Source organism: Nonomuraea maheshkhaliensis (genome assembly GCF_039529435.1).
GTDB lineage: Bacteria > Actinomycetota > Actinomycetes > Streptosporangiales > Streptosporangiaceae > Nonomuraea > Nonomuraea maheshkhaliensis.
Genome location: NZ_BAAAMU010000001.1, coordinates 76,667 through 101,510, shown reverse-complemented (window position 1 = coordinate 101,510; position 24,844 = coordinate 76,667). Strand labels below are relative to the sequence as shown.

Annotated in this window: 24 protein-coding genes and 2 pseudogenes; 11 read left to right on the top strand and 15 right to left on the bottom strand. The window is 69.7% G+C overall.

The window, feature by feature from the left end; all coding sequences use genetic code 11:
• Nucleotides 1–50: 50 nt before the first annotated feature.
• Genes ABFX54_RS00500 through ABFX54_RS00490 form a run of 3 tightly spaced genes read right to left on the bottom strand, consistent with a single transcriptional unit; the run spans nt 51 to nt 2,285 of the window.
• Nucleotides 51–653: a TetR/AcrR family transcriptional regulator gene (locus ABFX54_RS00500; protein ID WP_346100839.1), complete on the bottom strand. Its 603-nt coding sequence runs from the start codon at nt 651–653 to the stop codon at nt 51–53.
• Nucleotides 650–1,441 carry a class I SAM-dependent methyltransferase gene (locus ABFX54_RS00495; RefSeq protein WP_346100838.1) on the bottom strand — a complete coding sequence of 264 codons (792 nt, stop codon included), beginning with the start codon at nt 1,439–1,441 and terminating at the stop codon, nt 650–652. The genes ABFX54_RS00500 and ABFX54_RS00495 overlap by 4 nt, the downstream gene beginning before the upstream one ends.
• A 34-nt stretch (nt 1,442–1,475) precedes the next feature.
• Nucleotides 1,476–2,285, bottom strand: a complete 810-nt coding sequence (locus ABFX54_RS00490; protein ID WP_346100837.1) for a sugar phosphate isomerase/epimerase family protein — start codon at nt 2,283–2,285, stop codon at nt 1,476–1,478.
• 102 nt (nt 2,286–2,387) lie between these two features.
• Here ABFX54_RS00490 and ABFX54_RS00485 point away from each other — a divergent pair, with 102 nt between their 5' ends.
• The 5 genes from ABFX54_RS00485 to disA all read left to right on the top strand — a co-directional run bounded on the left by ABFX54_RS00485 (nt 2,388) and on the right by disA (nt 6,432).
• Complete coding sequence (locus ABFX54_RS00485) at nt 2,388–3,086, top strand: class I SAM-dependent methyltransferase (protein ID WP_346100836.1); 699 nt, start codon at nt 2,388–2,390, stop codon at nt 3,084–3,086.
• A 67-nt stretch (nt 3,087–3,153) separates the two neighbouring features.
• Nucleotides 3,154–3,522: a MerR family transcriptional regulator gene (locus ABFX54_RS00480; protein ID WP_346100835.1), complete on the top strand. Its 369-nt coding sequence runs from the start codon at nt 3,154–3,156 to the stop codon at nt 3,520–3,522.
• Between the two features lie 2 nt (nt 3,523–3,524).
• Entirely contained in the window at nt 3,525–3,830 is a 306-nt protein-coding gene (gene trxA, locus ABFX54_RS00475) for a thioredoxin (RefSeq protein WP_219912102.1), read from the top strand.
• Nucleotides 3,831–3,908: 78 nt separating this feature from the next.
• Nucleotides 3,909–5,315 (top strand): DNA repair protein RadA, encoded by a 1,407-nt coding sequence (gene radA, locus ABFX54_RS00470; protein ID WP_346100834.1) that lies wholly within the window; start codon nt 3,909–3,911, stop codon nt 5,313–5,315.
• A gap of 40 nt (nt 5,316–5,355) precedes the next feature.
• On the top strand, nt 5,356–6,432 hold the full coding sequence (gene disA, locus ABFX54_RS00465; RefSeq protein ID WP_346100833.1) for a DNA integrity scanning diadenylate cyclase DisA: 1,077 nt from the start codon (nt 5,356–5,358) through the stop codon (nt 6,430–6,432).
• Nucleotides 6,433–6,449: 17 nt separating this feature from the next.
• On the opposite strand, the gene ABFX54_RS00460 is transcribed toward disA, so the two are convergent.
• Nucleotides 6,450–7,133: a hypothetical protein gene (locus ABFX54_RS00460; protein WP_346100832.1), complete on the bottom strand. Its 684-nt coding sequence runs from the start codon at nt 7,131–7,133 to the stop codon at nt 6,450–6,452.
• A 79-nt stretch (nt 7,134–7,212) separates the two neighbouring features.
• Here ABFX54_RS00460 and ABFX54_RS00455 point away from each other — a divergent pair, with 79 nt between their 5' ends.
• Nucleotides 7,213–8,088 (top strand): HhH-GPD family protein, encoded by an 876-nt coding sequence (locus ABFX54_RS00455; RefSeq protein ID WP_346100831.1) that lies wholly within the window; start codon nt 7,213–7,215, stop codon nt 8,086–8,088.
• 146 nt (nt 8,089–8,234) lie between these two features.
• On the opposite strand, the gene ABFX54_RS00450 is transcribed toward ABFX54_RS00455, so the two are convergent.
• A complete protein-coding gene (locus ABFX54_RS00450; RefSeq protein ID WP_346100830.1) occupies nt 8,235–8,612 on the bottom strand; it encodes a cupin domain-containing protein in 378 nt (125 codons plus the stop codon).
• Between the two features lie 60 nt (nt 8,613–8,672).
• Here ABFX54_RS00450 and ABFX54_RS00445 point away from each other — a divergent pair, with 60 nt between their 5' ends.
• Nucleotides 8,673–9,137 carry a MarR family winged helix-turn-helix transcriptional regulator gene (locus tag ABFX54_RS00445; RefSeq protein WP_346100829.1) on the top strand — a complete coding sequence of 155 codons (465 nt, stop codon included), beginning with the start codon at nt 8,673–8,675 and terminating at the stop codon, nt 9,135–9,137.
• 34 nt (nt 9,138–9,171) lie between these two features.
• On the opposite strand, the pseudogene ABFX54_RS00440 reads toward ABFX54_RS00445, so the two are convergent.
• From ABFX54_RS00440 to ABFX54_RS00430, 3 genes and pseudogenes are all read right to left on the bottom strand, one after another.
• A pseudogene (locus ABFX54_RS00440) lies at nt 9,172–10,197 on the bottom strand (ABC transporter ATP-binding protein); the annotation flags it as partial.
• A gap of 134 nt (nt 10,198–10,331) precedes the next feature.
• A complete protein-coding gene (locus tag ABFX54_RS00435) occupies nt 10,332–11,033 on the bottom strand; it encodes an ABC transporter permease (protein WP_346100827.1) in 702 nt (233 codons plus the stop codon).
• Between the two features lie 22 nt (nt 11,034–11,055).
• Complete coding sequence (locus tag ABFX54_RS00430) at nt 11,056–11,934, bottom strand: ABC transporter substrate-binding protein (RefSeq protein WP_346100826.1); 879 nt, start codon at nt 11,932–11,934, stop codon at nt 11,056–11,058.
• Between the two features lie 55 nt (nt 11,935–11,989).
• Between ABFX54_RS00430 and ABFX54_RS00425 the strand changes: the two genes are divergently transcribed.
• Nucleotides 11,990–12,943: a substrate-binding domain-containing protein gene (locus ABFX54_RS00425; RefSeq protein WP_346100825.1), complete on the top strand. Its 954-nt coding sequence runs from the start codon at nt 11,990–11,992 to the stop codon at nt 12,941–12,943.
• Nucleotides 12,944–12,963: 20 nt separating this feature from the next.
• Here ABFX54_RS00425 and ABFX54_RS00420 read toward each other — a convergent pair whose 3' ends face one another.
• The gene (locus ABFX54_RS00420) at nt 12,964–13,902 is read right to left on the bottom strand and encodes a TIM barrel protein (protein WP_346100824.1); all 939 of its coding nucleotides are present in this window, start codon (nt 13,900–13,902) and stop codon (nt 12,964–12,966) included.
• Between the two features lie 457 nt (nt 13,903–14,359).
• A complete protein-coding gene (locus tag ABFX54_RS00415) occupies nt 14,360–15,133 on the bottom strand; it encodes an SDR family oxidoreductase (protein ID WP_346100823.1) in 774 nt (257 codons plus the stop codon).
• 85 nt (nt 15,134–15,218) lie between these two features.
• On the opposite strand from ABFX54_RS00415, the gene ABFX54_RS00410 reads away from it, so the two are divergent.
• Nucleotides 15,219–15,848 carry a TetR/AcrR family transcriptional regulator gene (locus ABFX54_RS00410; RefSeq protein WP_346100822.1) on the top strand — a complete coding sequence of 210 codons (630 nt, stop codon included), beginning with the start codon at nt 15,219–15,221 and terminating at the stop codon, nt 15,846–15,848.
• Between the two features lie 491 nt (nt 15,849–16,339).
• Here the strand turns inward: ABFX54_RS00410 and ABFX54_RS00405 are convergent, their stop codons facing one another.
• Nucleotides 16,340–16,864 (bottom strand): YbhB/YbcL family Raf kinase inhibitor-like protein, encoded by a 525-nt coding sequence (locus tag ABFX54_RS00405; protein ID WP_346100821.1) that lies wholly within the window; start codon nt 16,862–16,864, stop codon nt 16,340–16,342.
• 139 nt (nt 16,865–17,003) lie between these two features.
• On the opposite strand from ABFX54_RS00405, the gene ABFX54_RS00400 reads away from it, so the two are divergent.
• Nucleotides 17,004–17,708 carry a GntR family transcriptional regulator gene (locus ABFX54_RS00400; RefSeq protein WP_346100820.1) on the top strand — a complete coding sequence of 235 codons (705 nt, stop codon included), beginning with the start codon at nt 17,004–17,006 and terminating at the stop codon, nt 17,706–17,708.
• A 443-nt stretch (nt 17,709–18,151) separates the two neighbouring features.
• A pseudogene (locus tag ABFX54_RS56805) lies at nt 18,152–18,418 on the top strand (DUF305 domain-containing protein); the annotation flags it as partial.
• A 48-nt stretch (nt 18,419–18,466) separates the two neighbouring features.
• On the opposite strand, the gene ABFX54_RS00395 reads toward ABFX54_RS56805, so the two are convergent.
• The 4 genes from ABFX54_RS00395 to ABFX54_RS00380 all read right to left on the bottom strand — a co-directional run.
• On the bottom strand, nt 18,467–20,968 hold the full coding sequence (locus ABFX54_RS00395) for an ATP-dependent Clp protease ATP-binding subunit (protein ID WP_326632455.1): 2,502 nt from the start codon (nt 20,966–20,968) through the stop codon (nt 18,467–18,469).
• A 1,698-nt stretch (nt 20,969–22,666) separates the two neighbouring features.
• A complete protein-coding gene (locus ABFX54_RS00390) occupies nt 22,667–22,999 on the bottom strand; it encodes a histone-like nucleoid-structuring protein Lsr2 (RefSeq protein WP_346100819.1) in 333 nt (110 codons plus the stop codon).
• Between the two features lie 513 nt (nt 23,000–23,512).
• Nucleotides 23,513–24,001, bottom strand: a complete 489-nt coding sequence (locus tag ABFX54_RS00385) for an RDD family protein (RefSeq protein ID WP_346100818.1) — start codon at nt 23,999–24,001, stop codon at nt 23,513–23,515.
• A gap of 105 nt (nt 24,002–24,106) precedes the next feature.
• Nucleotides 24,107–24,844: RDD family protein (locus ABFX54_RS00380; RefSeq protein ID WP_346100817.1), on the bottom strand; the 738-nt coding region annotated here is incomplete at its 5' end.

The following is a 24,844-nucleotide window of genomic DNA, read 5'->3' as shown; positions in this document are numbered from 1 at the left end:
ACGGGTCACGTGACATACCCTAAGGTCATCGCCGCCTCCAGAACAATGCTCTAATCTGGCCCTTCGGGCGCGAAGTAGCGCTGGAGGGTCGGGCCGAGCAACACCACCAGCTCGTCATGGGTGGCACTGGCCATGGGCTCCAGCCTGAGCACGTAACGCGCCATGATCACGCCGAACATCTGCGCGAAGCCCGCCTCGACCCGCAGGTGCGGCACCTGGAGCCGGTCGGCCACCTGGTAGAGCAGGGCGTTGGAGATGAACTCGCGGAACATCGCCGCCGCCTGCTCGTTCGTCATCGCCGAGCGGATCAGCGCCACCATCGGCTCGCGGGTCTCGGCCGAGGCGGTGACGCGCAGGATCATGCGCACCAGCCGCTCGCCGATCTCCATACGCGGGCCTTCGAGCAGCAGCGGGATGACGTCCTGAGGGGTGATCGGCAGCTGCATCGCCGCGGTGAAGATGCCCTCTTTGGTGTCGAAGTAGTGGTGCACGAGAGCCGGGTCGACCTGGGCCTCCCTGGCGATGCCGCGCACGGTCGCCTTGTCGAAGCCCTTCTCGGCGAACACCCTCCTGGCCGCCGTGAGGATCTCGCCGCGCGTGTCGGCCGAGCCCGGCCTGCGCCCCGGCCGCCGTTTCGCCGGCGTACCGCTCACCGGCCCACCGCCAGGTAGACCCGCATCGGCACCGACAGCACGCCCTCGGGGAACGCCGCGCGCAGCTCCACCCGCTGCCGGTCGACCAGCTCGTCGGCCCGCTCCTTGGACAGCGCCGCCATGTAGGAGTGGGAGCGCAGGTCGAGCAGGAAGTGCTCGATGCCGACCAGCCTGGTCCAGGGGATCCAGCGCTCCTCGACCACCTCGAAGGCCGATGCGATCGGCGGCACCGACCACTCCTCGACCGCCGGCCCCCAGTAGGTCGGAACCGCCTCGGCCAGCCGGGCCTCATAGGCGGCCAGCCACTCGGCCTGGGAGGCGTGGTGGAAGTTCCAGCAGCCCGCGATCGCGCCGCCGGGCCGCAGCACCCGCCGCGCCTCGTCGATCGACAGGACGGGGTCCAGCCAGTGCCACGACTGGGCGTACATCACGAGCTGGGCCGTCTCGCCGGCCAGGGGCAGCACGTTGCCGTCGGCCAGCACGGCGGCCACGGGCGCGCCCTCGCCTCCGCCTGCTTGCTCGTCGGCACGGCTCCTGGACACCAGGTGCGCCAGCATCGGCTCGCCCGGGTCAACCGCCACCACCCGGGCGCCGCGCGCCCTCAGGCCGCGCGTCATGATGCCGGTGCCCGCGCCGACGTCGACCACGGTCGCGCCGTCGAGGTCGACGCCGCTCACCTCGCCCAGGGCGCGGTAGACCTCGTCGGGGTAGCCGGGCCTGCCCTCGTCGTACGCGTCCGCCACCCGGTCGAAGGTCCTGCCCAGGTCCTTGATCGGCCCTGCGTTCATGTGGTTGCCGCGTTCATGGAGGTTGCCACCAGGATCATCTAGAAGCCGCCAGGTGCAACCTGGCGAAGGCCAGCCCTTCCGCCAGATCGTCGATCCGTTCGGTGCGGCTGGCCGCCTTCCGGGTGTTGATCTCCAGGACCACGAGCCCCGAGTAGCCGTTGCCGGCCAGCCGCTCCAGCATCGGCGCGCACGGCTGGTTGCCCCTGCCGGGCACCAGGTGCTCGTCCTTGTTCGTCACGCCGAGACCGTCGGCGAGATGGAGGTGCGCGAGCCTGTCGCCGAGCTTGACCGCCATCTCCATGGCGTCGGAGCCCGAGACGGCCGTGTGTGACAGGTCCAGCGTGACCTGGGGGAAGTCGTAGTCGATCGGATTCCAGTCGGGTGAATAGGGCACCACGTCGTTGGCCCTGGCCCGCAAAGGGAACATGTTCTCCACCGCGAACGCGACATCCGTCTCATCCCGCATCCTGGCCAGCCCGGTCTCGAAGTCACGGGCGTAGTCACGCTGCCAGCGGAACGGCGGATGGACCACGACCGTGGAGGCGCCCAGCCGTTCGGCCGCCTTCTGCGCCTTGACGAGCTTTGCCCACGGGTCACGGCCCCAAACCCGCTGGGTCACCAGCAGACAGGGCGCGTGGATGGCCAGCACGGGCACCTGGTAGTGCTCGGACAGCCGCTCGATCACGTCGATGTCCTGGCTCACCGGGTCGGCGCCGACCATGATCTCTACGCCGTCGTATCCCAGGCGCGCGGCCAGCTCGAACGCATCGGGAGTGCGTTCCGGATATACCGAAGCGGTGCTCAACGCGATCTTCGCGCTGGGCACGCGGATGACATCAGCCACATTGCCAGCCTAAGCCGGAGAAGGCGATCTGGCGCGCGGCCACCCGTGGTGAGCCGTGTCTCAGCGTCTCATCGAGGACGGAGGTGCCTCTACGGTGGTGGCATGTCCCGGATAGCGAAAGGCGCGATCCCCAGCCCCAACATCTGGAACACCCCCCAGATCTACGAGCTGGAGAACCGCGCCGTCGATCCTGACGGCGCGGCCGACGCGGCCATGCGCGCCCTGCGCCCCTGGGGCGGCGCCACCGTGCTGGACATCGGCTGCGGCACCGGCTACCACCTGCCTGTCCTGGCCGCCGAGGCCGCCGAAGTGATCGGCGTGGAGCCGCACGGAGACCTGGCCGCCCTCGCCCGCCGCCGCTGCGCGGACCTGCCCAACGTCAGCGTGCACGCCGCGGCGGCCCAGGACCTGCCGCTGCCTGACGCGGGGGTGGACGTGGCCATCGCGCGGTGGGCGTACTTCTTCGGGCCCGGCTGCGAGCCCGGCCTGCGCGAGCTGTCCCGGGTCGTCCGCCGTGGCGGGGCCGCCTTCGTCCTCGACCTCGACGCGGCGCGGGGGTCGTTCGGCCGCTGGTTCTCCCGTACGGTGCCCACCTACTCCGTCCGCGAGGTCGAGGCGTTCTGGGACCGGCAGGGCTGGCAGCGCCGGCCGCTCGACCTGCGGATGACGTTCCGGCGGCGCGCGGACCTGGAGGCGGTGCTGCGCATCGAGTTCACGCCCGAGGTGGCGGAGCAGGCCATCGCCGAGACGACCGGTCTTGAGCTGGCCTACCCGAACGTCCTGCGCTGGCGCTACTTCTGACCACGACCGCGAACGCCGTACTTCATCGCTTGACCTTGACACAGGCGTCAACGTTTACCGTGGACGCATGCGCATCGGTGAGCTGGCGGAACGCACCGGAGTGAGCACCCGCTCGCTCCGCTACTACGAGCAGCACGGGCTCCTTCGCGCCCGCCGCGGCTCCAACGGCTACCGCGACTACGCCGAGGACGACGTCCGGCTGGTGTCCGAGATCCGGGCCCTGCTCCAGATCGGCTTCACGCTGGAGGAGACCAGGCCGTTCGTCGACTGCCTGCGCCGGGGACACAGCACGGGCGGCTCGTGCGCCGAGTCGGTCGAGGTCTACGAGCGCAAGCTGACCGAGATCGACCAGGAGATCCGGGTCCTGCTCGCCCGCCGCGCCGAGGTGGCCGCCCAGCTCGCCCAGTCCTGCCCAGGTTGCTTTGTGAGGGGATGAAGATGATCACGTTGACCACGGACAACTACGAGGAGCAGGTGCTCAAGAACGACAAGCCGGTGCTGGTCGAGTTCTGGGCCGAGTGGTGCGGGCCGTGCCGGATGGTCGGGCCGGTGCTGGAGCAGATCGAGGCCGAGCACGGCCTGACGATCGGCAAGCTCAACACCGACGAGAACCCCGAGATCATGGCCAGGTACGGAGTGATGGCCGTGCCGACGATGCTGCTGTTCGAGAACGGCGAGCCGGTCAAGCAGATCGTGGGCGCCAAGCCGAAGCGCATGCTCGTCTCGGAGCTGGGCCTGGCATAGGCCGCCGCGTGCCCGACATGGCCGCCCGCGGATCCGCTCTCTCGAAGATTGTCGGCCCGAGCCGCTAGCCTGCTCGGCATGGCCAAGACAGCCCAGAAGCCCGGATACCGCTGTGCCGAGTGCGGGTGGCGCACCACGAAGTGGGTCGGCAGGTGCGGCGAGTGCCAGGCGTGGGGCACGGTCGACGAGGAGGGCGCCCGCGCCGGGGTCAACGTCGTGCAGGCGGGCGCGACCACCGCGCCCGCGCTGCCGATCGGCCAGGTCAAGGCCGAGCTGGCGACCGCCCGCACGACCGGCGTGGCCGAGCTCGACCGGGTGCTCGGCGGCGGGCTGGTGCCGGGCGCGGTGGTGCTGCTGGCCGGCGAGCCCGGCATCGGCAAGTCCACCCTCCTGCTGGAGGCCGCGGCCCGCATCGCCCAGCGCGACACCGTCCTCTACGTGACGGGCGAGGAATCGGCGGCCCAGGTGCGCCTGCGGGCCGACCGCATCGGCGCGATCCAGGACCGGCTCTACCTCGCCGCCGAGACCGAGCTGTCGGCCCTGGTGGCCCACGTGGAGAAGGTGGAGCCCCGGCTGCTGGTGGTCGACTCGGTCCAGACGATCGGCTCCGCGCAGGCCACCGGCGTGCCGGGCGGGGTGACGCAGGTGCGCGAGGTGGCGGCCAACCTGGTCCGGATGGCCAAGGAGCGCAACATGGCCACCGTCCTGGTGGGCCACGTCACCAAGGAGGGCTCCATCGCCGGCCCCCGCACCCTTGAGCACCTCGTCGACGTGGTGCTCAACTTCGAGGGCGACCGCCACTCCCGGCTGCGCATGGTGCGCGCGATCAAAAACCGGTTCGGCCCGACCGAGGAGGTCGGCTGCTTCGACCTGCACGAGCGCGGCATCGAGGGCATCACCGACCCGAGCGGGCTGTTCGTCTCCCGGCGCAGCGAGCCGGTCCCCGGCACCTGCGTCACCGTCACCGTCGAGGGCACCCGTCCGCTGCCCGCCGAGGTGCAGGCGCTCGTCGCCCGCACCGACGCCCAGCAGCCCCGGCGCACCTCATCCGGCCTCGACACCTATCGCGTGCAGATGATCCTGGCGGTGCTGGAGCGCCGGCTCAACGCCCGGCTCGGCGGCTGCGACGTGTTCACCGCGACGGTCGGCGGCATCAAACTGTCCGATCCCGCGGTCGATCTGTCCGTGATGCTCGCCGTCGCCAGCGCCGCCGGCGACAAGCCGCTGCCCTCCGGCCTGGTGGCGCTGGGCGAGGTGGGGCTGGCGGGCGAGTTGCGCCCGGTCAAGGACGTGCGCAGGCGGCTGACCGAGGCCGCGCGCCTGGGTTTCAAGCGCGCCCTCGTGCCCGCCGGATCCCTCGAAGAGGCCGGTCGCAGACGTGCCGGGCAGCGAGCTCTGGTGCCGGTGGGGCCGGTGGCGTTCGCGCCCGGGTTCGAGGTGGTCCAGGCGGAGAACGTCTGGGACGCACTCACACACGTCACATGAGCACGGCTAAGCTGAGGTGACCGATCGACACGGGGGTCAGGTGGACAGGAGTCTTGACGACCGCCGTCGCGAAGCCCTGGCCGCTGTGGCGCCGGGCACACCTCTGCGCGACGGCCTGGAGCGAATCCTGCGCGGACAGACCGGCGGGCTGATCGTCCTCGGCTACAACGAGGTCGTCGAAGAGGTCTGCAGCGGCGGCTTCATGCTCGACGTCGACTTCTCCGCCACCCGGCTGCGCGAGCTGGCCAAGATGGACGGCGCCATCGTGGTGAGCGGCGACCACAAGATCGTCCGGGCGGCCGTGCACCTCGTGCCCGACCCCGCCATCCCCACCGACGAGTCCGGCACCCGCCACCGCACCGCGCAGCGCGTCGCGCTGCAGACGGGCCTGCCGATCATCGCCATCAGCAAGTCGATGCGCATCATCGCCCTCTACCTCGACGGCATCCGCTACGTCCTGGAGGAGTCGGCGGCCATCCTGTCCAAGGCCAACCAGGCCCTGGCCACGCTCGAACGCTACAAGCACCGCCTCGACGAGGTCTCCGGCACCCTGTCGGCCCTGGAGATCGAAGACCTGGTCACGGTCAGAGACGTGGCCGCCGTGGCGCAGCGCCTGGAGATGGTCCGCCGCATCTCCGACGAGATCAAGGGCTACGTGGTCGAGCTCGGCACCGACGGCCGGCTGCTCTCCCTGCAGCTCGACGAGCTCGTGGCCGGCGTCGACTCCGAGCGCGAGCTGGTCATCCGCGACTACCTCCCCGCCCCGGCCGGCCGCCGCCAGCGCCGGCTGCTCGAAGCCCTGCACGAGCTGGACAAGCTGTCGGGCAACGAGCTCCTCGACCTCTCGGTCGTCGCCCGCGTCCTCGGCCACACCGGCAGCGACCAACTGGAGAGCCCGGTCAGCCCGCGCGGCTTCCGCCTGCTGGCCAAGGTCCCCCGGCTGCCCGCGACGGTGGTCGACCGGCTGGTCAACCACTTCGGCGGCCTGCAGAAGCTGCTGGCCGCCAGCATCGACGATCTCCAGGCGGTCGGCGGCGTCGGGGAGTCCAGGGCGCGCAGCGTCCGCGAGGGCCTGTCCCGCCTCGCCGAGTCCTCCATCCTCGAACGCTACGTCTGACTCCCCCTTCCGCCTGCTCAGCGGAGGTGGAAGACCCCCTTGGTGCTGCGCATCCTCCCCATTCGCACCGTCGCCACGTACGTCCCGGGCAAGGCCACCGACGGGGTGGCCCGGCAGTCGGAGCTCGACCGCCGCCGGTCCCACTCCAGCGACCTTACGTACGGAACTCCCCGCTGCAGTTGCCTGACCTCCGTACCTTCACCGCTCACGCAGTCGGCCGTGGACCAGATGCGGTCGGCCCCCGAGGTGATGCGGATCTCCATCGCCCGCGGCCCCACGTCGGCGGTGCACATGACCGTGCCCGTGTTCACCAGCGTGACCATGAAGCTGGGACGGGAGTCGCCCGGGTAGATCTGCTCCTTGCCGCCCTGGAGGCTGAGCACCAGGTCCTGCTCGGGGCACGGCTCCCCCGGCCGCCTGGGCCGCTGGGTGGGCGTCGCCTTCGGGGTGGGGGTGGAGGGCGTGGGGCTGGCCGTGCCCATGGCGAGCGTACGCAGCCCCGCGAGCAGCGGGTCGACGGAGGGCGTGGCGCTGACGCTCGCGCTCGGCGAGGTCTGCGCGCTGGACGAGCGCTCCGGGCCGCTGCCGCTGGAGCACGCCCACGCCACAACGGCCACCACGACGAGCACCGCCACCAGAAGGCTCATCCGGCGCCGCCAGTAGATGTCACCGCCGTCGCCACGCATCGTATCCGGGTCCATACACCAAGTCTGGTGACGGGTCAGCGACGGTGAGTGACGACACGCCGAGTCTTGGCCATCACGGAATACCCTTGACCGCGTGGTCGAGCCGAACCTCCTGCACACCGCCGTTCTGGACTGGTACGCGGACAACGCCCGCGATCTCCCCTGGCGTGCCCCCGACGCGACGCCGTGGGGGGTGCTGGTGAGCGAGATCATGCTCCAGCAGACCCCGGTCGTCCGCGTCCTGCCCATCTGGCACGAGTGGATGGAACGCTGGCCCACCCCCAAGGCGCTCGCGGCCGAGCAGCCCGGCGAGGCCGTCCGCCATTGGGGCCGCCTCGGCTACCCGCGCCGGGCCCTGCGCCTGCACGCCTGCGCCAAGGCCATCACCGACGAGCACGGGGGCGAGGTGCCGTCCGACCACGAGACCCTGCTGGCGCTGCCCGGCATCGGCGAATACACCGCCGCCGCGGTCGCCAGCTTCGCCTACGGGGGCCGGCACGCCGTGCTCGACACCAACGTGCGGCGGGTGTTCGCCAGGGCGGTGCGTGCCGAGGAATACCCGCCGACCGCCACCTCGGCGGCCGAGCGGCGGCTGGCCGAGGCGCTGCTGCCCGAGCTGGGCGCGGCCCGGTGGGGGGTGGCCGTGATGGAGCTGGGCGCCCTGGTGTGCACGGCCCGCGCGCCCCGCTGCGCCGACTGCCCGATCACCCACGTGTGCGCGTGGCGGCTGGCCGGCAAGCCACCGCACGCGGGCCCGCCGCGCAAGGGCCAGACGTACGCGGGCACCGACCGCCAGTGCCGCGGCCGCCTGCTCGAAGTGCTGCGCAACGCGCACGGCCCGGTCCAGAAGGCGGCGCTCGACGCGGTGTGGGACGACGCCCCGCAACGCGAACGCGCCCTGGACGGTTTGATCGCGGACGGCCTGGCCGAAGTCCTTCCCGACGACACCTACCGCCTTCCCCACACCTGACCCACGGCCCAGCTTTTCCGAGAGCATCGCCACCAATGCGCGAACCGGACCTCATGAGTTACGGGACGCCCGAACCCAGGAGTGGCGAACCAGCGCACCTCGGCCCACGGATGTCACTCACGTACTACGGACATCGGCGGCTCCTCTCACGCGATCCACGGCGGCACGCCGTATTCGGTGCCGTCGGCGGTGAACGCCCGGGCCCCGGCCGCGGCGGTGACGACGGCCGTGTAGCCGGTCGCGGGGTCGGCGAGGACGCGCCGCACCGTACGAGCGGGCATGACGACCGTGTCACCGGCCGTCACCTCGAAGCGCTCCCCACCCAGCTCGACCGTCGCCGCTCCGGCGACCCAGCTCCACACCTGCTCCACATCGAAGTCGTGCACGGGCCCCTCGGCGCCCGGCTTGGCCTCGACCTTCCACAGGGCCCTTGAGGCCCCTCCCTGCGTCGGCGAGGCGAGCGTCGTCATGACCCCGCCTGGAGTCTCCGACCGCCGCGCCTCAGCCGCATGGATGACGGCCATGCCGCATACCCCCTAAGGTAGGCAACCACGTTGTCCATATAGTTAACCAGGTTGTCTATCGTGTCAAGTCATGGCTTCGAACTGCCGCTGCGCCTGCTGCTCGCGTTCCGGATGCTGATCGACGAGCTGCACGCCGAGCTCGCCCGGCAGGGCCATCCGGACATCAGACCCATGCACGGCTTCGTCATGCAGGCGATCGGCCCGGACGGCACCACTGCCGTCGAGCTGGGCCGTACGCTGGGCGTCTCCAAACAGGCCGCGGGCAAGACCATCGACACTCTGGAACGCATCGGCTACGTCGAACGCACCACGGACGCCCGCGACACCAGACGCAAGATCGTCCGCCTCACCCCGTACGGCGTGGACGCCCTCAACCGCTCGGCCCGCATCTTCGACACATTGCGCGCCCGCTGGGCCGACGAACTGGGCGAAGACCGCATGAACGCCCTGGAAGCCGACCTGCGCACGATGACGCCGGGCAACCCGTGGCGCCTGGACACCCCCGGCTGGTTCGGCAACCTCTGACCCACTCCACACCGAGGCCCCCTCCGCGGCCTCATCACCCAGGGCGACGCCTGGTCTCAGGATGCGGGGCATCAGACCTGACACCCGCCGTCCACCCGTTCCCATCGGCACCGTCCAGTGCCCGTGCCTGCCGGACCCGTACGCGGACGTCTCCCCCGACCGGAGGAAGCGAACCACCGAGCAGATCGCCGGGGTGCAGGCAGGTCAGCGAGCCGGCCACGGTGTCGACGTCCACCCGGGTGGCGATGCCGAGCGCGACCGTACGACGCAGTGTCCCGGCCACCGGCCGTACGTCATCATCGCCCTGACCAGCGACGAAGTCGGGCGGATCGAGGATGAGATGCGTGTGCTCGGGCCGGGCCACGAGCGGATGGGGACGGCCGGTGAGCGCCGGCGGGAGCAGGTTCGTGTACCCGAGCAGGCGGGCCGTGTCGGCGTCGCTGGGATGGTCGAGCACCTCGGTGGTCGGGCCGTGCTGGCGGATGCGGCCGCCGATCAGCAGCGCGGTGTCCTCGGCCAGGGCGAGCGCCTCCTGCCGGTCGTGGGTGACCATGATCGTGGCGGTGGGCCGCCCGCTCAGCGCGGCACGCAGGTCGGCGATCAGGTCGGCGCGGGTGGTGCTGTCCAGCCCGGTGAACGGCTCGTCGAGCAGCAGCACCTTGGGCCCGACCGCGAGCGCGCGGGTGATGCTGACCCGCTGGGCCTCGCCGATCGACAGGCCGCGGACGTCCCGGTCGGCGAACGGGACGAGGCCGAGCGCCTCCATCCACGGCCACGCGCGCAGCCGGGCCTCGCGCCGGCTCATCCCGCGGAACCGCAGCCCGCTGATCACGTTGGCGGCGACCGTGCCACGGCGCAGGATCGGGCGTTGCAGCACGGCCGCGATGGCGTGGCGCATCAGCGGCCTGGTCGCGGGACGGCCGTCGAGCAGGATCCGCCCGCTGACACGGTGGCTGCTGAGCAGGCCCAGCGCGCGCAGCAGGGTCGACTTGCCGGCTCCGTTCGGGCCGAGCACGGCCAGCGTGCGTCCTGACGCGACGTCCAGCTCGGGCACGCTGAGCAGTTCGCGGTCGCCGGCACGCACACACAGGTCCCGACACCCGATCCCAGCACTCCGGCCGCTCTCGGCTTCCCGGCGGCTCATCGCACCCCCGGCGCTCGGGCCGCCCACCGCACCTCCAGCATCCCGGCCGCTCATCGTGGCTCTGCCCGCTGCTGCTGGACGAGGGTCAGCGTCAGGTTCACGCCGAACGCGATCACCAGCAGAATGAGCCCGAACGCGATCGCGAGCGAAAACTGCCCCCGGCTGGTAGCCAGAACCGCGGCGGTGGTGAGCACCCGGGTCTGCCCGACCAGGTTCCCCCCGACCATCTGCGCGGCCCCGACCTCGCTCACCACCGCCCCGAAGGCGGCCATCGTCCCCGCGAACAGCGGCAGCCTGGCCTCACCCAGCAGCGCCGCGAACGCCCGCACCCGGTTCGCCCCCAAAGCCTGCATCTGTACGCGGAAGTCGGGATCGACCTGTTGCAGCGCCGCCGCGACCAGCGCGATCACGACGGGAGTGGCGATGGCGGCCTGGGCGATGATCATCGCGGTCGGCGTGTAGAGCAGCCCGAGCCCGCCCAGCGGCCCGCTGCGCCACAGCAGCACGGTCACGAAAAGGCCGACCACCACCGGCGGCATGCCCATCCCCGTGTTGGCCGCCGCCAGCAGCACCCGCCGGCCGGGAAAGCGGGCCAGCGCCACGATCGCGCCCAGCGGCAGCCCCACCAGCAGGGCGATCGCGGTCGCCGTCAACGAGACGCGCAGGGTCAGCGCGATGATCGACCAGCTGTCCTCGTCCCCCGAGAGCAGCAGCTTGATCGCGTCCACGAACCCGTCGAACAGCACGTCCATAAAGCGGCCTCCCGGACGGTGCTCACTCGCCCAGCTTCGCTTCGTCCTTGCCGGCGTCCGCGGTGAACAGCGGCCGGCCGAACGTCGCCCGCCCGAACTCGCCGATGAGCCGCTGCGCGGCCGGGGAGACGATCCAGTCCGCGAACGCCTTCGCGCCGTCTGCCCGTACCCTGCTGCCGGCCTTCTGGGTCATCTCGATGACGTGGTAGACGTTCAGCAGGCCCGGGTCGCCCTCGCTGAGCACCTCCAGCTCCAGGGAGTCGCGCTGGCTGAGGTAGGTGGCCCGGTCCGACAGGGCATAGCCGGCCTTCTCCCCTGCGACCCGCAGCGTCGCGCCCATGCCCTGGCCGGTGGACTGGTACCAGGAGCCGCCCGGCGTCACGCCGGCCTGGGTCCAGAGGCCCTTCTCCTTGGCATGCGTGCCGGACTCGTCGCCTCGCGAGACGAACACCGCCTTGGCGTCGGCGATCTTCTTCATCGCGTCCGCGCTGCTCGTTCCCCGTACGCCGGCGGGGTCTGCCTTCGGGCCGAGCAGCACGAAGTCGTTGTGCATCACCAGCCTCCTGGCGCCTGCGCCTCCCTCGGCGACGAACTTCTCCTCCGCCTCCGGCGAGTGCACCAGCAGCGCGTCCGCCTCCCCGCGCCGCCCCAGCTCGATGGCCTGACCGCTGCCGACCGCCACGGTCTTGACCTGCCAGCCGCTCTCGCGGGTGAACACCGGCAGCAGTTCGTCGAGCAGCCCGCTGTCCTGGGTGCTGGTCGTGGTGGCCAGGATGAGCGACTTGTCCGCCGGAGCCGCCGTCGCGCTCGCGGAGGGCCCGCCGGCGGAGGGGGTGGTCCCGCATCCGGCCAGGAGAACCGCCACGATCCAGGCGACACCGGTCAGGATCCCTCTACGCATGGCTGTGACCCTATCTGCGCTACTTCAGAGTAGTGCAAGGGTAAGTTATTGCGACGTGACCCGATATCGGGAGATCTGCAGCGACCTCGCCCACCAGATAAGCGCCGGAACCCTCCACCCCGGCGACGAACTGCCGGGGGTGCGCGAGCTCGCCCAGCAGTGGCGTACCACCGCCTCCACCGTCAGCCGCGCCCAGCGGCGGCTGGCCGACGCCGGGGTGCTCGAACTCGCCGAACGCCGCCGGGCCCGCGTGGCGCCCGGCGCCGCGCTCGCCGCCCGGCGCTTCCTGCACGAGGATCAGGTCTTCACCCTGGCCGGCAGTGACGACCCCGCGCTCGGCCTCCTCGCCGGAACGTTGTCCGGCCAGTTGAAGATCACCCAGCGCGAGGGCAGCGTCTCCGGGCTCGCCGCGGTACGCGAGGGCCGCGCCGACGGGGCCGCGATCCATCTGCTGCACCACACCGGCGTCTACAACGCGCCCTTCGCGCTCGGCATGCTGCGCGGCCTCGAACCGCACCTGATCCACCTCTGGCGACGCGAGCAGGGCCTGATCGTGCTACCGGGCAACCCGAGCCGCATCACCGGCATAGCCGACCTCGCGAACCGGCGCATCTCCACCCGCCGCCCCGGCACCGGAACCAGGATCCTGCTCGACCGCCTGCTCCTCGCCGCCGGTCAGGACCCGGACGACCTCAGGGGGCCGCAGGTCGGCACCCATCTGGAGGTCGCCCTGGCCGTGGCCACCGGCACCGTGGACGCCGGTCTCGGCATCCGCTCGGCCGCCATCGGCCTGGACCTCGACTTCGTCCCTCTGACGTGGGAGGACTTCGACATCGGGCTGGTCAGGAACGGCCTCGACCCGGCGGCGCACCTCATCGCCGCACTCCAGACCCCGGCGCTGCGCGAGAAGATCACCGCCCTGGGCGGCTACGACACGTCCCGCTCCGGCGAGCTCACCGAACTCACCGAACTTGCCGGCACCGTACGACCGGCGTCCACTCAGCGCTGAGCAGACGCGGGGATCGTCCCCTACGCGGCCAGCTGCAGACCCAGGCTGGTCAGGTTGGTACGCGCCCAGGCCAGCTCCTCGGCCAGCAGCGACACCAGCGCGCCCGGCCCCTTGGCCCGCCCGGGAACCATGAGGTTGTGCGTCTCGACCTCGATGTGCGCACTGCCGCTCACCGCGCCCGACAGCAGGGCCGTCAGCGTGTCGTGCAGCACCGCGCCCGTGCTCGACGTCTCACCCGTGTGGTTGTGCACATGGCCCAGCTTGACCACGGGCGCGCCGGCCGCGGCCAGCCCCTTCAGTGCCACATCGGGCTCCTCGGCCCCGCAGGCGAGGTGGCAGGCGTCCAGGCACACGCCCAGGTGCTCGGAGTCGATGCCGCCGACCCGCTCAAGCGCCTGCTCGGTGGTCTCCAGCACGCAGCCGGGCCACGGCTCGAACCCGACCCTGATCGTCTTGCCCGTGGTGCTGTAGATGCCGCGCAGCTCACGGGCCAGCCGCTCAAGCCGGCGCGTGGCGATCGAGTGCAGGTCGGCGGGCCAGTCGCGGCGCCAGCCGATCGGGATCGTCGAGATGCTGCCGAACCGTACGTCCTCGGGCAGCAGGAACGCCAGGATCTTGGCCAGCGCCATCGTGTAGCGGTAGCGCTCCGGCTTGGCCCAGTCGGGCCCAGGGACCTCCTGGTTGCGTCCACCGGTGCCGTTGAGGCTCACGACCTCCAGGCCGCGCTCCTCCAGGGAGCGGCGCAGCCGTACGAGCTCGATGCGGTCGGCGGTGAGGTGGTCGGCGACGGCCGGGGACAGCCAAAGCCCGATGCCCATCCGCTCCACGCCCAGCCGCTTGCGCACCGGAACCGCGTAACGCGTCAGGTGGGCGATGAGGTTCTCCAGGTCCTCAGCGGGGTGGACGCCTGCGTTGTAGGCGAGGTGAACGAGCGTTCCGTCATCGTGACGCAGGCGCATCGGTTTCCTCCACGGCTTGCTTTGAGTGTTCCCCTCGCCCGCCTCGAAACGTACGAGCCATGTGAGCATGCCTGCTTGCGGGTGGCACGCGCGTCCGCCCTGAGTTGACATCTCGCTACTCCCTGCGGAGCAGCCTTCAGCCTAGGAACACGCACTTGTCGCTCACTTGGATGAGACTTGGCGAAGCTCTACGCAGTGTAGTACTACTCGCGGTGGCGTCATACCCGTTGGCCCAACAATTACGCAACGACCGCAACCTTCTCACTTCCGGCCATCTCGTACGGCGAAGATCACCAAGATGCCCCCGCACGCGGCCCCAAATCCCCCACACCGCCCCATTCCCCCATGCATAGGCCCGGGGCCCCAAGACCTCCGAACACCTCCCCAGCGCGCCCACAGAGCCACCCACCCCTTTCTCGGGTGAGGCCGGCTCGGTGGCCTTCACCCGAGAAGTGGGTCACAACCCGGCGCCGCCGGTCGCGTCGATCACCCTGCCCGTCACCCAGCGAGCGTCGTCGGAGGCGAGGAACGCCACGACGTCGGCGATGTCCTCGGGCTGCCCGACCCGGCCCAGCGCGTGCAGCGACGCGGCGTGGGCCGCGGCGTCCGCGTCGCCGCGCAGCCATCCCGCGTTGAGGTCGGTGTCCACGATCCCGGGGGCCACCGAGTTCGCCGTGATGCCCCGCGGGCCCAGTTGTTTGGCCAGGTTGAGCGTGAAGGTGTCCAGGGCGCCCTTGGAGGAGCCGTAGGCGCTGATCTCCGGCATGGCCAGCCGGGCCGCGCCGCTGGAGATGTTGATGATCCGCCCGTCGTCCCGCAGCCGGCCGAGCCCCTGCTGCACGATGAAGAAGGGCGCCCGCACGTTGACCGCGAAGACCTCGTCGAACTCTTCCTCCGTGAGCGAGGCCAGGTCCGAACTGCGGCCGATGCCGGCGTTGTTGACGATGATGTCCACGCCCGCCCGGAGCGAGTGCCGCTGGACTTCGGCGTCGAAGGCGGCCCACAACGCGGCCGCGTCGCCGTGCCTGCCCAATTCGGCCCGGAGCGCGAACGCCCGGCCGCCGTTCTCGCCGATTCTCTCCACGACCTCGCCGGCCGCGGCCTGATCGCGGGCGAAGGCGACGGCCACGACGGCGCCGTCCCGGCCGAGCCGCTCGGCGATGGCCCGCCCGATCCCCCTGCTGCCGCCGGTGACCAGCGCCACCCTGCCCTCCAGCATGCGTCCGCCCATGAACGTCCCACCTCTCATTTCTTGAGTGTTCACTCAACAAGTACGGTAACACCACTTCTTGAGTGAACGCTCTAGAATGCGGGGCATGGGTCAGGCAGGAGCGGCACGAGGCCGTCCGCGCACGTTCGACCGTGACGCGGCACTCGCCGCGGCCACGCGACTGTTCTGGGAGCGCGGCTACGAGGCCACCTCGCTCAACGAGCTCACCGAGGCGATGGGCATCCGGCCGGGCAGCCTGTACGCCGCCTTCGGCGACAAGAAGGCGCTGTTCAAGGAGGTCGTGCACGCCTACACCCGCTCGCCGGTCGGCGCGTTCGTCGGCGTGGCACTCCGCGAGGAGCCCACGGCGCGTCACGCTTTCGCCCGCGTCCTGCGCGAGGCCGCGACGATCTACCCCGACCCCTCGCATCCCGCCGGCTGCCTGACCATCAGTGCCGCCACCAACGTGACCGTCCAGGACACCGAGATTGCGGCGTTCCTGCGTGATCTGCGCAACGCGAACCTCGCGATCTTCCAGGACCGTCTGCGCACCGCTCAGCAGAACGGCGAGCTACCCCCGCACGCCGATCCCCGCACGCTGGCCGGATACTTCGCCGCCGTCATCCAGGGAATGTCGCAACGCGCCCGGGACGGGGCCGACGCGGCCGAACTCACCCAGATCGCCGACCTGGCCCTGACCGCCTGGCCGAGACACGAGCCAGGCCCCCCAGCCTGACACCCGACCCCACGCGACCAAGGCCACATAACCTGACGCACAACCTCGCGTGACCAGGACCGCCCACCACACCGCACGGCCGCGCGTCACCAAGGTCACCTGCCGCGCCGCACGTTACCGCCACCTCCACACGCCTGTCCGCACCCGCCTCCGCACGTTCGCCATCAGAGAGCGGGCTCCGCCAGAGAGCCGGCGCCGCCAGAGAGCGGGCGTCGTCAGAGGGGGCCGGCACGTCTCTCCAAACGGCCGCCACCCGGCGGAGTGATGATCATGATGGTGCTGGGGATGTCGAGCTGGATCCGGTGCCACCGTCCGCGCGGGACGATGGCGGCAGTGCCAGTGGTCGGCGTGCACGTCGACACCGCTCCTGGCGTGGAACGCCTTCAGGTGCCAGCCATCGCGCCCGTCGTCCACCGGCCGGGGACCGGCGTGGATCCTGCCGCCCCTCGACAGATGGATGCCGGACGCGGAGAGCTCGATCGGGGTCACGGTCATGGGGTTTCGGCGGTGGCGGTCAGGACCGCCCGCCCGAGGATGTGGCCGGTGATGGTGAAGCCGAGGTAGGCGGGGGTGGCGTCGGCCGGGACGCCGATGGTGTCGGTGTCGAGGGCGTGCACCACGACGAAGTAGCGGTGCGGGCCGTGCCCCGCCGGCGGGGCCGCGCCGAGGTATCGGGCCGCGCGGGCGTCGTTGGCCAGTTGGTAGGCGCCTTCGGGGAGGCCGGAGCCGGTGTCGTCGCCCGCGCCTTCGGGCAACGCGGTGACGGTGGCGGGGATGTCGGCCACGGCCCAGTGCCAGAACCCGGAGCCGGTCGGCGCGTCCGGGTCGTACACCGTGACGGCATAGCTCTTCGTCCCCTCAGGGGCGCCGCTCCACGACAGTTGCGGGGAGACGTCCTTGCCTCCCGGAACGCCCGCGGACAACTGCGCGGCGGGCCAGGGAGCGCCGTCGGCCAGCGTGGTGCTGGTGACGGTGAAGGAAGGCACCTCGGGGAGGCGGGCAAAGGGGTTGTTCACGTCTGCTCCTTGAGTGAGCCGGTGAGGAGGTCAGCCGAGGAGTCGGCATCCACGGACGACGCCATCGAGAGTGCCGTCCGGACATCATCGACCATAACACGAATAATCGATTATTTGGCGAATGGTCTATCCTGAGGTCATGACGCAGACCGCCGGCCCATCGACGAAGCAGATGCTCTCCGAGCGGGTCCACGCCCGGCTCCAGGAAGCGATCATGAGGGGCGAGTACGCACCGGGCGAGGCGCTCAAGCCGCAGGAGCTGGCCCAGCAGCACCACGTCAGCCTGGCCGTCGTACGCGAGGCTCTGGTGCGCCTGGTCGGCGAGGGCATCGCGGTGCGGCTGCCCAACCGCGGCTTCGCCGTCCCCGACTTCTCGGACCAGCGGTGGCAGCAGATCGCGGAGGCCCGCCGCACGATCGAGCCGGTCATGCTGCGCCTGGCGATCGAGCGCGGCGACCTCGACTGGGAGGCACGGGTGCGGGCGGCCCACCACCGCCTGACCCGCACGCCGGTGTACGTACCGGAGGAAGGCGAGTACTACAGCAGCGCGTGGTCCGAGGCACACCGCGCCTTCCACCGGACGCTGCTGGACGGGTGCGGCAACCCCGTGCTGCTGGACACGTTCGACCGACTGTGGACGGCCGGCGAACTGGCCCGCCGCTGGTCGGCGCAGCGCACACCCAGCCGCGACGGGGCCGCGGAACACCGCCGCCTGGAGGAGGCGGCTCTGGCCCGCGACGCCGACACCGCCGCCGAGGTCCTGGCCCAGCACCTGACCCTGACCGTCGCCGCCCTCACCTCCACACCTGATGCACCTGATGAGGTCGCCAGGCCACAGCTGTGACCTGCCACAGCCGACAGAGTTGGCCCACAGCCGGCAGTCCGGCCCACAGGTGGCGGTGCGGTCCACAGGTGGCGGTGCGGTCCACAGGTGGCGGTGCGGTCCACAGGTGGCGGTGCGGCCAGCCGCAGCAACCGCAGCAGCCGATCCACTCAACGCCGCCGCCGCGGCTGACGGCCCTGCCATGCTCGGCATGCTGGGGTGCACTCGCCTGACGTGCTTGCTCGACCGGCCGCCAATCACACGGTCGTCGCTCCGGCCCGCCGCCCTTGACGGCCATGCTCGGCATGCTGAGTTCCATCCGCCTGACGTGCCTACCTGACCGGCCTCCAAGCAGGTGACCAGCCAGTTCGCCTGACAACCGCAAACGGGAAGACGTGGTCGGCGGTCCCGGAAGGATGCCGGGAACTCACCGACGGAGGCCGTGAACAGACCCCACGGAGGCCGTGCTCAGGCCCCACGGAGATCGCGGGCAGGCCCCACGGAGATCGCGGGCATGCCGCACGAGAGTCCACCACCGCCAGACCGACCAGCTGGCCGAGCTCGCGGCCGAGCGGGGCGGCGGCGACTACGTGCGCAAGCCGGCCAAGGAGATCATCCCGAACGAGCAGGCCGACGTCCAGAAGATGTCCGGCTGGCTCACGTCGTGGTCCTGCGCTGCTCCCACGACGGCTCACCACCGACCTCGACCTCGGCGACGCGCGCAGGACGCGAAAAGCCCCCGCGTGATGATCCACGCGGGGGCTTTCGTCAGAACAGGGTCAGTTCTGGATCGGAGCGGCGATCGCGGCGGCCGAGTCCGGGATCTTCGAGGACGTCTCGCCCTTGAAGATGAACTTGGCGTTGTCGCCCTCGCCCTCGATCGTCACCTTCACGACCTGCCCCGGACGGAGCTCGCCGTAGAGGATCTTCTCCGACAGGGAGTCCTCCAGCTCGCGCTGGATCGTCCGGCGCAGCGGCCGGGCGCCCATGACGGGGTCGTAGCCGCGGTCGGCCAGCAGTTGCTTGGCGTCGGGAGAGACGTCGAGCCCCATGTCGCGGTCCTTCAGCCTGGCGTCGACCTGGGCGAGCATCAGATCCACGATCTTGATGATCTCGGCCGGCGTGAGCTGGTGGAAGACCACGATGTCGTCGACACGGTTGAGGAACTCGGGCCGGAAGTGCTGCTTGAGCTCCTCCTGCACCTTGGCCTTCATCCGGTCGTAGTTGGAGTCGGCGTCGTTGGACTTCGCGAACCCGACCCCGATGCCCTTGGAGATGTCGCGGGTGCCGAGGTTGGTGGTCATGATGATGACCGTGTTCTTGAAGTCGACCACCCGGCCCTGGGCGTCGGTCAGGCGACCGTCTTCCAGGATCTGCAGCAGCGAGTTGAAGATGTCGGGGTGGGCCTTCTCGATCTCGTCGAACAGGACCACGGAGAACGGCTTGCGCCGCACCTTCTCGGTGAGCTGGCCGCCCTCCTCGTAGCCGACGTAGCCGGGAGGCGAGCCGAACAGCCTGGAGACGGTGTGCTTCTCCATGAACTCCGACATGTCCAGGCTGATCAGAGCGTCTTCGTCACCGAAGAGGAACTCCGCCAGAGCCTTGGACAGCTCGGTCTTACCGACACCGGACGGGCCGGCGAAGATGAACGAACCACCGGGACGCCGCGGGTCCTTCAGACCGGCGCGGGTGCGCCGGATGGAGCGCGACAGGCCCTTGATGGCGTCGTCCTGGCCGATGATCCGCTTGTGCAGCTCGTCCTCCATGCGGAGCAGGCGCTGCGACTCCTCCTCGGTCAGCTTGAAGACCGGGATGCCGGTGGCGGTCGCCAGGACCTCGGCGATGAGCTCCTGGGTGACCTCGGCGACGACGTCCATGTCGCCGGCCTTCCACTCCTTCTCCCGCCGCTCGCGCTTGAGCTGCAGCTGCTTCTCCTGGTCGCGGAGGGCAGCGGCCTTCTCGAAGTCCTGCGCGTCGATCGCGGACTCCTTGTCGCGACGGACGTTGGCGATCTTCTCGTCGTATTCGCGCAGGTCCGGCGGAGCGGTCATCCGGCGGATGCGCATCCGGGAGCCGGCCTCGTCGATGAGGTCGATCGCCTTGTCGGGAAGGTAGCGGTCGCTGATGTAGCGGTCGGCCAGCTGCGCGGCGGCGACCAGCGCGTCGTCGGTGATGGACACGCGGTGGTGCGCCTCGTAGCGGTCGCGCAGACCCTTGAGGATCTCGATCGTGTGGCTGAGCGAAGGCTCGGCCACCTGGATCGGCTGGAACCGGCGCTCGAGCGCCGCGTCCTTCTCCAGGTATTTGCGGTATTCGTCGAGCGTGGTCGCACCGATCGTCTGCAACTCGCCGCGGGCCAGCATCGGCTTGAGGATGCTGGCGGCGTCGATCGCGCCCTCGGCGGCGCCCGCACCCACGAGCGTGTGCAGCTCGTCGATGAACAGGATGATGTCGCCGCGCGTGCGGATCTCCTTGAGCACCTTCTTCAGGCGCTCTTCGAAGTCACCGCGGTAGCGTGAGCCGGCCACCAGAGCACCGAGGTCAAGCGTGTAGAGCTGCTTGTCCTTCAGCGTCTCGGGCACCTCGCCCCTGACGATCTTCTGCGACAGGCCTTCGACGACGGCGGTCTTGCCGACGCCGGGCTCGCCGATGAGAACGGGGTTGTTCTTGGTCCTCCTGGAGAGGACCTGCATGACCCGCTCGATCTCCTTCTCACGGCCGATGACCGGATCCAGCTTGCCCTCGCGGGCGGCCTGGGTCAGGTTGCGGCCGAACTGGTCGAGCACCAGGGAGGTCGACGGAGCGGACTCCTGCGGCCCGCCGGCCGCGGCCGGCTCCTTGCCCTGGTAACCGTGGAGCAACTGGATGACCTGCTGCCTGACACGGTTGAGATCAGCTCCAAGCTTGACCAGCACCTGAGCCGCCACACCCTCACCCTCACGGATGAGCCCGAGCAGGATGTGCTCGGTGCCGATGTAGTTGTGACCCAGCTGCAAAGCCTCACGGAGCGACAGCTCGAGGACCTTCTTGGCCCGCGGGGTGAACGGAATGTGCCCCGACGGAGCCGACTGGCCCTGGCCGATGATCTCCTCGACCTGCTGGCGCACACCCTCAAGGCTGATGCCGAGGCTCTCCAGAGCCTTGGCGGCTACGCCCTCACCTTCGTGGATCAAACCAAGAAGAATGTGCTCAGTGCCGATGTAGTTGTGGTTGAGCATCCTGGCCTCTTCTTGGGCCAAGACGACAACACGCCTCGCTCGGTCGGTGAACCTCTCGAACATCTCGTCGCTCCTCACAGAGCGGTCAGTCAGGCCGGTAAATCCGGTCCCGTCCTCCCGCATGCTAGCCCTGGCTCGGCGAACCGTGCCCACTGCCGCTGACACGCTCTATAGCAGACACGTTCCCCGAGAGCAGGGCGTTCACCCTCCATCCAACTACTGTTCGGGGGTGACGTGTTCCCGATACGCCGCAAGCGAACGATGTTTAGGACCCTTCGCGGAAGCGGCTCCATAACGCCGCACACGGTGTACGCGAACCCACACGGATCAGCCATCGGACGCTCGGTGCGAAGGCCGGCACGGGGACGCCCTTCACCCCTGCATCTCAGATGCCGCGTCCGTATCTGTTACGTCAAACATCCTATGTCGCGGCCCAATGCTTGGCCAAACGTGCGCGCTACGCCCTGAGCACAACGGGGCACGGAACGCACATCGCATCGACGGCGAGGAACACACACCCTGTCGGCACAGTACTTATGCCGTAACCGACAGCCGTAACCGACAGCCGTAACCGACGCGCGCCGAGCCGCGCACTGAACGCACACCCGGGCATCGCACACGGGGCATCGCACACAGGGCACCGCACACAGGGCACCGCACACAGGGCACCGCGCCGGCGCACACCGGGCGCCGCTTCCCACCGCACTCACCGTAATCGGATTTCCGTCATCCGGTCAGCCGGGTTACCGGAGTTCATCCCGCATCTTGAGACGGCACCCCCGCAGCCCTTGGCATTCGCCGCCACTCTGCGCACTCTTCGGTTGTACGGCAAACGCAATCTCACGCACTCATAGAGTGACGACTTTGTGAGTGCTTGCCCCAGAAGCGGCAATCTGTGAGGCGTGCTCATGCTTGTGGGTTATGCTCGCTCCGGTACATCGCTCGGCACCGGTTTTGCGCGCCTCAACCGTCCGTCACGGGGCCGGGTTTTGCCCGGCTCACCCGTCCGTCACAGGATCAGGTTTTGCGTCGCCCGCCCGCCCCCGCGGCGCCGGGTTTTGCGCCGCTCGTACGCATCCGGCGCGGGCCCGGGTTTTGCGTGTGCCCCCCGCATCGCGACCCAGGCCGGGTATTCGCTCCCGCCGCGCATCGCGGTCCGTACGGGATTTCCCGGAAGCCCCGGCATCGGCGCGGGACGGGTTTTGCGGAGCTCACCCATCCGTACGCGCCGGGTAATCCGTGACTCCACGCATCCGTTGGAGCGGGGTAATCCGTACCGGAACCGATCACCGCGCCGCCGGTTTCCTCCGTACGGCGGCGGCCTGGATCATGCTTTTGCGTTACAGCGCGTGAAGATCGGCGCCCGGTTAACCGGGGCCATGTTTTCCCTATGGCCCGTTCCATAGCCGCATTGGCGCGAGGTGAGGGCTTTGCGCCACCTCGGGCCGACCCGGTTTGCGTCACCACGGCCGGCCCGGAGACCGGACTCTCACCCGGCGCATCCGCCGCGCCGAATGAGGCATGACGACGGGCCCGCGCGGCTTTGCGCGCGGGGCCGTCGCATTACAGCGTCTCGCCCTGTGAAACGGCGTCAGGGCGGAGCCGGCAAGACGCACGCCCTAATCGCCCACATTTGGGCGCTCAGAAGATCATCGTCCGAGACGCTCCGGTTTCCGGAACGCCCAGGAAACGATCATGCGCTTATGGCGGTCGCCGGGGTCCAAGGCGAGCATCATAAGCGCATGGTCGAGAGCCGGCCCCTTAGTGAGCAGCTTCGTACTTCTCCACGACCGTGGAGGCGATGCGGCCGCGCTCGCTGACCGGCAGGCCGTGGGCCTTGGCCCACTGCCGGATCTCCGAGCTCTTCTCGCGGCTCATCGCCCGGCTGCCGCCGCGGCCACGGCGACGGGTGGAGACGGCGCCCGCCCTGCGCGCATGCTGCACGAAAGGCGTGAGAGCGTCCCGCAGCTTCTTCGCGTTAAGGTCGCTGAGGTCAATCTCATAGGTGGAGCCGTCAATAGCGAAGCTGACCGTCTCATTGGCCTCGCCCCCATCGAGGTCATCGATGAGAATCTCCTGGATCTGCTTGGCCATGTACGCAATCCTTTCGCGGAGCATTGTTTCATTCGCCTGCCCAAACATATACCCGGAAAGGCGTGGAGACAATTCAGCGCTACGGGGATTCGGCTGACTAGCCGATCAGTTCTGGCTCTCGGGCTGATCCTCGCGGTTTCGACGGCCCTGGACGGCCTCGGACCGGACCAACTTCACTACGCCAAAGATGAAGGCGCCGCCCACCACCACCGGGGGGATGAGCGCTGACAATACGTCTGTTAGGGCTTCCATTCGTCCTCGCCTCCACGGCCAGCGGGGTTTCGGGGGCGCAAAAAGCGCTGGGAGCGTGACCGCAGAGAGCCCCGCTCCCTCAAGACACGCAGGCGACAACCACCCGCATCCGACCATAGCGGCACACAGCTGCCCTGCGTGTCACAGGGGCGCCGACACCCGGCAACCCAGACGCCCCATAGCCTAATGCCAGTCTCTCCAGGCTCCTTACCGGATCAAGCGAAAATTTTGCGAAAAGGCATCCGCCCAGGTACGCCTGGCTCAGCGAAGATCTTTTACCACGCGCGTTCCCGCCACCCTGTCGTGCGGACCCCGCTCCAGCGGCTTGTCGATCAGGATGAGCAGCCCTACGCCGAACAGCAACATTCCGGCCAGGAGATTGACCACCGGAATGCCCATCAGCATGATGGGGGCGGGATAGATCAGTGCTCGTTTGAGCAGTGCACGGGCCGGAAGGCCCTGCGGCGCCAGGCGAATCCGCATGATCGCCTTACCGAACGTCCTGCCGTAGCGGGAATGAGCCAGCCAGTCGTAGCCGGCATATGCCAACCCCGCCACCGCCCATGCCAACACGCCGGGCAGTCGTCCGCCGAACACGTCGGCCATCCCGACAGTTCGGAAGAACCCCCATAGCCCGATGAACAGAATGTAATAGAAGACCCCGAAGACGAGTGCTTCAATCAGCCGGGCGCCGAGGCGTTCCCACCATTCAGCGGGTGGCGCGTCCGGGCGCGGCGCGGTCCCGGCCATAACTCCCACCTCGCGTCTCGGCGTAGGGTCCTCATTGTGTACGGCCCCACGCCCAAAACATAGGGGCCGGCGCGAAGCCGGCCCCTGGTTTTGCGGAGAGAAGACCTACTTGATCTTCACCACCACGGTCTTCGCGAACTTGTCGGCGAAGGTCTGCTGCAACGGCTTGTCCCACAGCTGCGAGGCGCCGTTGAGCGCCACCACGGCCCAGCCGACCAGCCAGCCGACGAACGGGACCACGTTGAGGATCCAACCGCCCCACGTCACGCCGGCGCGCTTGAGCGCCATGTCGGTGGGCAGGCCACCGGGCGGCATCATCTGCCCGATCGGGACGACCTTGATGCCCATCACCATCTTGCCGACGGTCTGGCCCTTCGACTTCAGCAGGAAGAAGTCGTAGACCACCCACAGCGCCGTCACGATCACGCTCGTCAGGATCCCCACCACCGAGGAGGTGAGGAAGCCACTGCTCGCGCCCGTCCCGGAGGAGTAGCTGGCGACGAGGAAGAGGCCGAAGATCACGCCGATGACGATGTTGATGATGTAGAGGATGACGATGTCGATGATCCTCGCCACCAACCGCTGCCACCACTCCGCCAGCGGAGCCGGCGCACCGGGCGGCTGGACGCCGACCGGCTGGCCGTAGGGCTGCCCGTAACCGGGCTGCTGGCCGTAGCCCCCCTGCCCGTACTGCTGCGGCTGGCCGTAGCCCTGCTGACCGTAGGCCTGCTGCTGGTCATAACCCTGCTGCGGGTAACCGGGCTGCGACTGCTGCTGCTGCCCGTAGCCCTGCTGACCGTAAGCCTGCTGCTGGTCGTAGCCCTGCTGACCGTAGCCGGGCTG

Bases quoted from the DNA above. Each gene is read 5' to 3' on its own strand.
- ABFX54_RS00495 (WP_346100838.1), bottom strand. From the start codon at position 1,441: ATGAACGCAGGGCCGATCAAGGACCTGGGCAGGACCTTCGACCGGGTG.
- ABFX54_RS00485 (WP_346100836.1), top strand. From the start codon at position 2,388: ATGTCCCGGATAGCGAAAGGCGCGATCCCCAGCCCCAACATCTGGAAC.
- ABFX54_RS00480 (WP_346100835.1), top strand. From the start codon at position 3,154: ATGCGCATCGGTGAGCTGGCGGAACGCACCGGAGTGAGCACCCGCTCG.
- trxA (WP_219912102.1), top strand. From the start codon at position 3,525: ATGATCACGTTGACCACGGACAACTACGAGGAGCAGGTGCTCAAGAAC.
- radA (WP_346100834.1), top strand. From the start codon at position 3,909: ATGGCCAAGACAGCCCAGAAGCCCGGATACCGCTGTGCCGAGTGCGGG.
- ABFX54_RS00460 (WP_346100832.1), bottom strand. From the start codon at position 7,133: ATGGACCCGGATACGATGCGTGGCGACGGCGGTGACATCTACTGGCGG.
- ABFX54_RS00450 (WP_346100830.1), bottom strand. From the start codon at position 8,612: ATGGCCGTCATCCATGCGGCTGAGGCGCGGCGGTCGGAGACTCCAGGC.
- ABFX54_RS00435 (WP_346100827.1), bottom strand. From the start codon at position 11,033: ATGGACGTGCTGTTCGACGGGTTCGTGGACGCGATCAAGCTGCTGCTC.
- ABFX54_RS00430 (WP_346100826.1), bottom strand. From the start codon at position 11,934: ATGCGTAGAGGGATCCTGACCGGTGTCGCCTGGATCGTGGCGGTTCTC.
- ABFX54_RS00420 (WP_346100824.1), bottom strand. From the start codon at position 13,902: ATGCGCCTGCGTCACGATGACGGAACGCTCGTTCACCTCGCCTACAAC.
- ABFX54_RS00415 (WP_346100823.1), bottom strand. From the start codon at position 15,133: ATGGGCGGACGCATGCTGGAGGGCAGGGTGGCGCTGGTCACCGGCGGC.
- ABFX54_RS00410 (WP_346100822.1), top strand. From the start codon at position 15,219: ATGGGTCAGGCAGGAGCGGCACGAGGCCGTCCGCGCACGTTCGACCGT.
- ABFX54_RS00400 (WP_346100820.1), top strand. From the start codon at position 17,004: ATGACGCAGACCGCCGGCCCATCGACGAAGCAGATGCTCTCCGAGCGG.
- ABFX54_RS00395 (WP_326632455.1), bottom strand. From the start codon at position 20,968: ATGTTCGAGAGGTTCACCGACCGAGCGAGGCGTGTTGTCGTCTTGGCC.
- ABFX54_RS00390 (WP_346100819.1), bottom strand. From the start codon at position 22,999: ATGGCCAAGCAGATCCAGGAGATTCTCATCGATGACCTCGATGGGGGC.
- ABFX54_RS00385 (WP_346100818.1), bottom strand. From the start codon at position 24,001: ATGGCCGGGACCGCGCCGCGCCCGGACGCGCCACCCGCTGAATGGTGG.